The 6580-nt window shown below is 69.9% G+C and carries 7 protein-coding genes; 6 read left to right on the forward strand and 1 reads right to left on the reverse strand.

Features of this window, described 5'->3' with window-relative positions:
• The 6 genes from JWQ05_RS09815 to JWQ05_RS09840 form a co-directional block, all read left to right on the forward strand.
• Window positions 1-265, forward strand: a 265-nt coding sequence (locus tag JWQ05_RS09815) for a histidine phosphotransferase family protein (RefSeq protein ID WP_299658082.1), incomplete at its 5' end; no start/stop codon positions are given.
• A gap of 145 nt (window positions 266-410) precedes the next feature.
• On the forward strand, window positions 411-3098 hold the full coding sequence (locus tag JWQ05_RS09820; RefSeq protein WP_299658084.1) for a hybrid sensor histidine kinase/response regulator: 2688 nt from the start codon (window positions 411-413) through the stop codon (window positions 3096-3098).
• A 35-nt stretch (window positions 3099-3133) separates the two neighbouring features.
• The gene (locus JWQ05_RS09825) at window positions 3134-3619 is read left to right on the forward strand and encodes a chemotaxis protein CheW (protein ID WP_299658094.1); all 486 of its coding nucleotides are present in this window, start codon (window positions 3134-3136) and stop codon (window positions 3617-3619) included.
• A gap of 23 nt (window positions 3620-3642) precedes the next feature.
• Window positions 3643-4026 (forward strand): response regulator, encoded by a 384-nt coding sequence (locus tag JWQ05_RS09830; RefSeq protein WP_299658086.1) that lies wholly within the window; start codon window positions 3643-3645, stop codon window positions 4024-4026.
• Window positions 4027-4108: 82 nt separating this feature from the next.
• Complete coding sequence (locus JWQ05_RS09835; RefSeq protein ID WP_299658088.1) at window positions 4109-5284, forward strand: chemotaxis response regulator protein-glutamate methylesterase; 1176 nt, start codon at window positions 4109-4111, stop codon at window positions 5282-5284.
• Complete coding sequence (locus JWQ05_RS09840; RefSeq protein WP_299658090.1) at window positions 5281-6201, forward strand: protein-glutamate O-methyltransferase CheR; 921 nt, start codon at window positions 5281-5283, stop codon at window positions 6199-6201. Before JWQ05_RS09835 ends, JWQ05_RS09840 begins: the two co-directional genes overlap by 4 nt.
• A gap of 197 nt (window positions 6202-6398) precedes the next feature.
• On the opposite strand, the gene JWQ05_RS09845 is transcribed toward JWQ05_RS09840, so the two are convergent.
• Window positions 6399-6580 (reverse strand): helix-turn-helix domain-containing protein (locus JWQ05_RS09845; RefSeq protein WP_299658092.1); only part of this gene is annotated, 182 nt, incomplete at its 5' end.

Here is a 6580-nt window from a genome sequence, read left to right on the forward strand (position 1 = left end):
CCGCATCCCGGCGCATGTGGAGGATCTGATCGCGGGAACGCCGGAGAACGGCGCGGTGGACGCACACAGCATCCTGCCGTTCTATGCGGGCCTCGTCGCCCGCGTCGCCGCGATGAACGTGCGGTTCGGGATCGAAGGCGACGAAGTGACGATCAGCGCGGAGCCCGTGGCAGCCGCCGTCGCGCCGGCCTCGCCCCCCGCCGCTGCCCCGGTCGAGGATACCCGCCCCTCCGACAGCGAGCCCCCCGAAACCTCGCTCGCCTGATCACGGGCCTGACTGTCGCGGCAGGACTCAATCAAATCCTGCCGCGACTTGTGGATTTGTCTCTCTCTCGAAACTCTTCACTAACCTGTCGGCCTCAAGGTGGACTTCGCACAAACCTAGTGCGCGTCTGGACCGAGTGCCTCTAATGGATGACTTGCTGCGTGAGTTTCTGACCGAGAGCGCAGAGCATCTCGACACCGTCGACGCCGAGCTCGTCCGGTTCGAACAGGATCCGAACAACCAGACGATCCTGCGCAACATCTTTCGCCTCGTCCATACGATCAAGGGCACCTGCGGCTTCCTCGGCCTGCCGCGCCTCGAGGCGCTCGCCCACGCCGCCGAGACCCTGATGGGTCAGTTCCGCGACGGCATGCCGGTGACGGGCCCGGCGGTCAGCCTCATCCTCGTCACCCTCGACCGCCTCAAGGCGATCCTGGGCGACCTCGAAGCCACCGGAACCGAGCCGACGGGCAGCGACGACGATCTCATCGACGCCCTCGACCTGATGGCCTCGACGCCGATCGCGGCGCCGACTCCGGTCGCCGACATCAAGCTCCCCGATCCCGTCGTGCGCGAGTTGAAGCCCGGCGAAGTCAGTCTCGACGACCTCGAGCGGGCGTTCATGGAGGCCGAGGGTCCCGATCCGTTCGACGCCCCCGTCGCGGCGCCCGCCATCGTCGAACCCGTGCAGGAAGCGCCCGCCGCCCCGGAGCCGCGGCATTCGCCCCCGGGGCCGGTCCCGGCCAAGGCCGCCGAGGCGCCCGCCACGTCCGAGGGCGAAGGCGGCATCTCCAAGGTGCAGACCATCCGGGTCAACGTCGACACCCTCGAACACCTGATGACGATGGTGTCCGAGCTGGTTCTGACGCGAAACCAGCTTCTCGAGATCGCCCGTCAGCACGACGACTCGACCTACAAGGTCCCGCTGCAGCGCCTGAGCCACGTGACGGCCGAGCTGCAGGAAGGCGTCATGAAGACGCGCATGCAGCCCATCGGCAACGCCTGGCAGAAGCTGCCCCGCGTCGTGCGCGACCTCTCGTCGGAGCTCGGCAAGCAGATCGAGCTCATCATGAGCGGCGCCGAGACCGAGCTCGACCGCCAAGTCCTTGAGGTGATCAAGGACCCGCTCACCCACATGGTGCGCAACTCCGCCGATCACGGGATCGAATCCTCGGCCGACCGCAAGGCCGCCGGCAAGCCGGTGCGCGGCACGATCCGCCTGTCGGCCTATCACGAGGGCGGCACGATCACGATCGAGATCGCCGATGACGGCAAGGGCCTCGACCTCGCCGCCATCCGCCGCAAGGCCGTGGAGCGCAACATCGCCTCCCAGGCCGATCTCGACCGGATGACCGACGCCCAGGTGGCGAAGTTCATCTTCCACCCGGGCTTCTCGACCGCCGCGGCCATCACCTCGGTCTCGGGACGCGGCGTCGGCATGGATGTCGTCAAGACGAACATCGAGCTGATCGGCGGCGTCATCGACATCAACACGCAGCTCGGCCGCGGCACCACCTTCACCATCAAGATCCCGCTCACGCTGGCCATCATCGCCGCCCTCATCGTGAAGGCCGGCGCGCAGCGCTTCGCGGTGCCGCAGGTGGCGGTGCTCGAGCTCGTGCGCGTCGACAAGGCGACGGCCCAGAAGGTCGAGCGCATCAACGGCTCGCCGGTCCTGCGCCTGCGCGAGCGCCTCCTGCCCATCGTCACCCTCACGGGCGTGCTCGGCCAGGAGCAGGCGGCGGACGCGGTGGATTCCGGCTTCGTGGTCGTCGCCCAGGTCGGGCGCCAGCGCTTCGGTATCCTCGTCGACGAGGTCTTCCACACGGAGGAGATCGTCGTGAAGCCGATGTCCTCGAAGCTGCGCCACCTGCCCCTGTTTGCCGGCAACACCATCCTGGGCGACGGCGCCGTCGTGCTCATCGTCGATCCCAACGGCATCGCCCAGCAGGTCAGCCAGGGTTCCCAGGCCGGCGGCGTCCCGGTCGAGGCCGAGGTGGAGGAGACGGAGGCCGCCGACGCCAAGGCGACCCTCCTCGTCTTCAAGGGCGGCAAGGGCAGCTACAAGGCGGTGCCGCTGTCGCTGGTCACCCGCCTCGAGGAGATCGAATCGGCCAAGATCGAGTGGGTCGGCGGCCGTCCGCTCATCCAGTACCGGGGCCGCCTGATGCCCCTGGTCCCCGCCGATCCGTCGATCGAGATCCGGTCCTCCGGCACCCAGGCGCTGGTGGTGTTCTCCGACGGCGAGCGGGCGATGGGCCTCGTGGTCGACGAGATCGTCGACATCGTCGAGGAGCGTCTCGACGTCGAGATCTCGGCGGATCGCTCGGACCTCATCGGCTCCGCCGTGCTGCGCGGCCGGGCCACCGAGATCATCAACATCGCCCACTTCCTGCCGCTCGCCTACGACGATTGGGCGCGGGGCCCGAAGAAGGCGGACAAGCGCAGCTCGACGCTCCTCCTCGTCGACGACTCGGCCTTCTTCCGCGAGATGCTGAGCCCCGTCCTCAAGGCCGCCGGCTACAACGTCATCACCGCGGCCAGCGCCGACGAGGCCGTGGCGTGCCTCCTCTCCAACGGCCGCATCGACGTGGTGGTCTGCGACCTCGAAATGCCGGGCCGCAACGGCTTCGACCTCGTGGGCGCCATGCGCAAGGTCGAGGGCCGCGTCGCCGGGCTTCCCGTCATCGGCCTCTCGGGCACCATCGGCGCGGACGCCATCGAGCGGGCGCGCACCCTGGGCATCGCCGACCTCGTGGCGAAGTTCGACCGCAGCGGCCTGATCTCGGCGCTCGCCGAACTCGACGTCGCCAGCCTCGCCGTCGCCGCCTGACCGGCTCAAGCGCCCTTTTCGGAGTTCAAGCCATGATGCAGGCTGCCAACAGCAACGCCACCGAGACCGGCGGCACCCATGATTTCGTGACCGTGTTCGTGGGCGAGACCATGTTCGGCCTCGCCATCGGCCGGGTCCACGACGTCTTCATCCCCGCCGGCGTCACCCCCGTGCCCCTGGCGCCGCCCGAGATCGTCGGGCTCCTCAACCTGCGCGGACGCGTGGTGACGGCGCTCTGCCTGCGCCGCCGCCTCAGCATGGGCCCGCGCACCGAGGACGGCGCGCAGATGGCCATCGGCCTGGAGCAGGGCGGCGAGACCTTCGCGCTCATCGTCGACGGCGTCGGGGAGGTGCTCAAGCTCGGCGCCGACACCCACGAGCCGGTCCCGATCAACCTCGATGCCCGCTGGCGCGACCTGACGCTCGGCGTGCACCGCCTCGACGGGCGCCTCCTCGTCATCCTCGACGTCGACGCGCTCCTGGCCTTCGGGGCCAATCACCGCACGGCCGGCGCGGCCTGAACCCCCACAGGGAGAAGAGACCGATGAAAACCTGTCTCATCGTCGACGACTCCGCCGTCATCCGGAAGGTGGCGCGCCGCATCTTCGAGACCATGAACTTCCAGGTCGGCGAGGCCGAGGACGGCGAGAAGGCGCTCACCGCCTGCGGCGAGACCATGCCGGACGCGATCCTCCTCGACTGGAACATGCCGACCATGGACGGCTACGACTTCCTCCGGGCCCTGCGGAAGAGCCCCGGCGGCGAGAAGCCCAAGGTCCTGTTCTGCACCACGGAGAACGACGTCGGCGCCATCGCCCGCGCGCTCCACGCGGGCGCCGACGAGTACATCATGAAGCCCTTCGACCGCGACATCGTCACGGCGAAGCTCGCGCAGGTCGGCTTCCTCGCGGAAGCCGGCGCCGCCTGACGCGCCCGCGGGTCCGGGCATCCGCCCGGACCCGCTTGCCCGTACCCTCGTTCCCAGCGTCCTTCGCGAAGCGTGATCCTTGATGATGGCCGCCACAGCCCCGACCTACGCACCGAGCCCGGCCGCGCCGCCGCAGGCGAGCCAGCGCGTCCGCGTGCTGATCGCGGACGACTCGGCCGTGGTGCGCGGGCTCGTCGCCCGCTGGATCGGAGAGGCCGGCCACGAGGTCGTGGCGACGGCCGCCAATGGCCGGATCGCCCTGGAGGCGATGTCCCGGCACGATCCCGACGTCATCCTCCTCGACATCGACATGCCGGAACTCGACGGCACCCAGGCCCTGCCGCTGCTGCTCGCCAAGAGCCCCGGCGTCCAGGTCATCATGATGTCGACGCTGACCACCCGCAACGCCGACATCTCCCTGCGCTGCCTGGCGCTCGGCGCGGTGGACTACATCCCGAAGCCCGAGAGCAACCGCGGCGTCACCACGTCGGACGCGTTTCGCACCGATCTGATCGAGCGGGTCCGCATCTTCGGCAAGGCCCGGGCCCGCAAGCGCGGACCGATCGGAGCCTCGACCCCGGCCGCACACGGAACTCCGGCGCCGACCCCGGTCTCGGCCCTGCGGCCGACCGCGCCACTGGTATTGCGGCCCAAGGCCCGCGCCGGCGTGGCGCCCCGGGTCCTGCTCATCGGCGCCTCGACCGGCGGGCCCCGCGCCGTCGGCGAAGTGCTGGAGAAGATCGGCGCGGCGACCCTGCGCCAGTTCCCCGTCCTCATCGTGCAGCACATGCCCCCGGTCTTCACCGCGGTGTTCGCCGAGCATCTCGGCGCCCGCACCGGCCTGCCGGCCGCCGAGGGCAAGGCCGACGAGCGCCTGCAGCCGGGCCGCATCTACGTGGCGCCGGGCGGGCGCCACATGGGTCTGGCGGGCACGCGCGGCGACGTCACCATCCGCCTGCATGACGGGCCGGTGGTCAATTTCTGCCGGCCCGCCGTCGACGTCCTGTTCCAGGATGCGGCCGCGATCTTCGGGCCCTCCGCCCTGGCGGTGGTCCTCACCGGCATGGGCTCGGACGGAACCGGGGGCGCCCGCGCCCTCACGGAGGCGGGCGGCGCCGTGCTGGCGCAGGACGAGGCCACCAGCACCGTCTGGGGCATGCCGGGCAGCATCGCCAAGGCCGGCCTCGCCCAGGCGATCCTGCCGCTGGCCGAGATCGGGCCGGCCCTGCGCAACCTACTGACGGGACAGGGCGCATGACCGACCTCGAATTCGATTTCCTGCGCGGCTACCTCAAGACCCGCTCGGGTCTCGCGCTCAGCGGTGAGAAGCGCTACCTCGTCGAGAGCCGCCTCGGGCCGGTTTGCCGCCGCTTCAACCTGGCCAATCTCGGCGCGCTGGTGACGGCCCTCAAGGGCACTCGCGACCTCGCGATGGAGCGCGCGGTGGTGGAGGCGATGACCACCAACGAGACGTTCTTCTTCCGCGACCGCACGCCTTTCGACCTCTTCCGGGACGTGCTCCTGCCGGAGGCGATGGCCCGCCGCGCAACGCAGCGCCGCCTGCGGATCTGGTGCGCGGCCGCCTCGTCGGGGCAGGAGCCCTATTCGCTGGCGATGATGCTGCAGGATGCCGCCCCGCGTCTGGCCGGATGGACCGTCGACCTCGTCGCCACCGACCTCTCGACGGAGGTCCTTGAGAAGGCGAAGGCCGGGCTCTACAGCCATTTCGAGGTGCAGCGCGGCCTGCCGGTGCAGTCGCTGATCAAGCATTTCGAGCAGGTCGGCGAGCAGTGGCGCATCTCCGCCAGCCTCCGGCAGATGGTGGATTACCGGCCCCTGAACCTGCTCCACCCCTTCGAGGCGCTCGGGACCTTCGACATCATCTACTGTCGCAACGTGCTGATCTATTTCGATGCACCGACCAAGGGTGACGTCCTCGCGCGCCTCAGGAACAGCCTCGCGTCGGACGGAGCGCTGCTGCTCGGCGCGGCCGAGACGGTGATCGGGCTGACGGACAAGCTGGTACCCAACACCCAGCACCGTGGCCTGTACAACCAGGCCGCGGCCGGGGCGCGTGCTCCGGCGGGCCGTCTGGCTCCCGCCGGCCTCGTGCCGCCGGTGGCGACCGCCGTCATGGGCGCGCCACCGCCCCTGCGCCGCGTGGTCGGGCTCTAGGCGTCAATGGGTCGACGCGGCGTGGCGCCGGTCCTGTCCGGCGCCACGCAGGAGGCATGCCTCGACGGCGCGCAGCGGCAGGGCAGGGCGGCCCGATGATCGCAACGTCCGAACGCGTCCCGACGACACCGTTTCCAAAAGAAAAAAACCCCGCTCGCGCGGGGTCGTTCGATCGCCGGACCGCGAGACGGGTCGGATCACACGGCGATGCGGTCTTCGCCTTCGCTCGGCTCGCGCAGCACGTAGCCTCGGCCCCAGACGGTCTCGATGTAGTTCTTTCCGGAGGAGGCGTTGGCGAGCTTCTTGCGCAGCTTGCAGATGAACACGTCGATGATCTTGAGCTCGGGCTCGTCCATGCCGCCGTAGAGATGGTTGAGGA

The sequence above is a fragment of the Methylobacterium sp. genome (genome assembly GCF_028290105.1).
Taxonomy (GTDB): domain Bacteria; phylum Pseudomonadota; class Alphaproteobacteria; order Rhizobiales; family Beijerinckiaceae; genus Methylobacterium.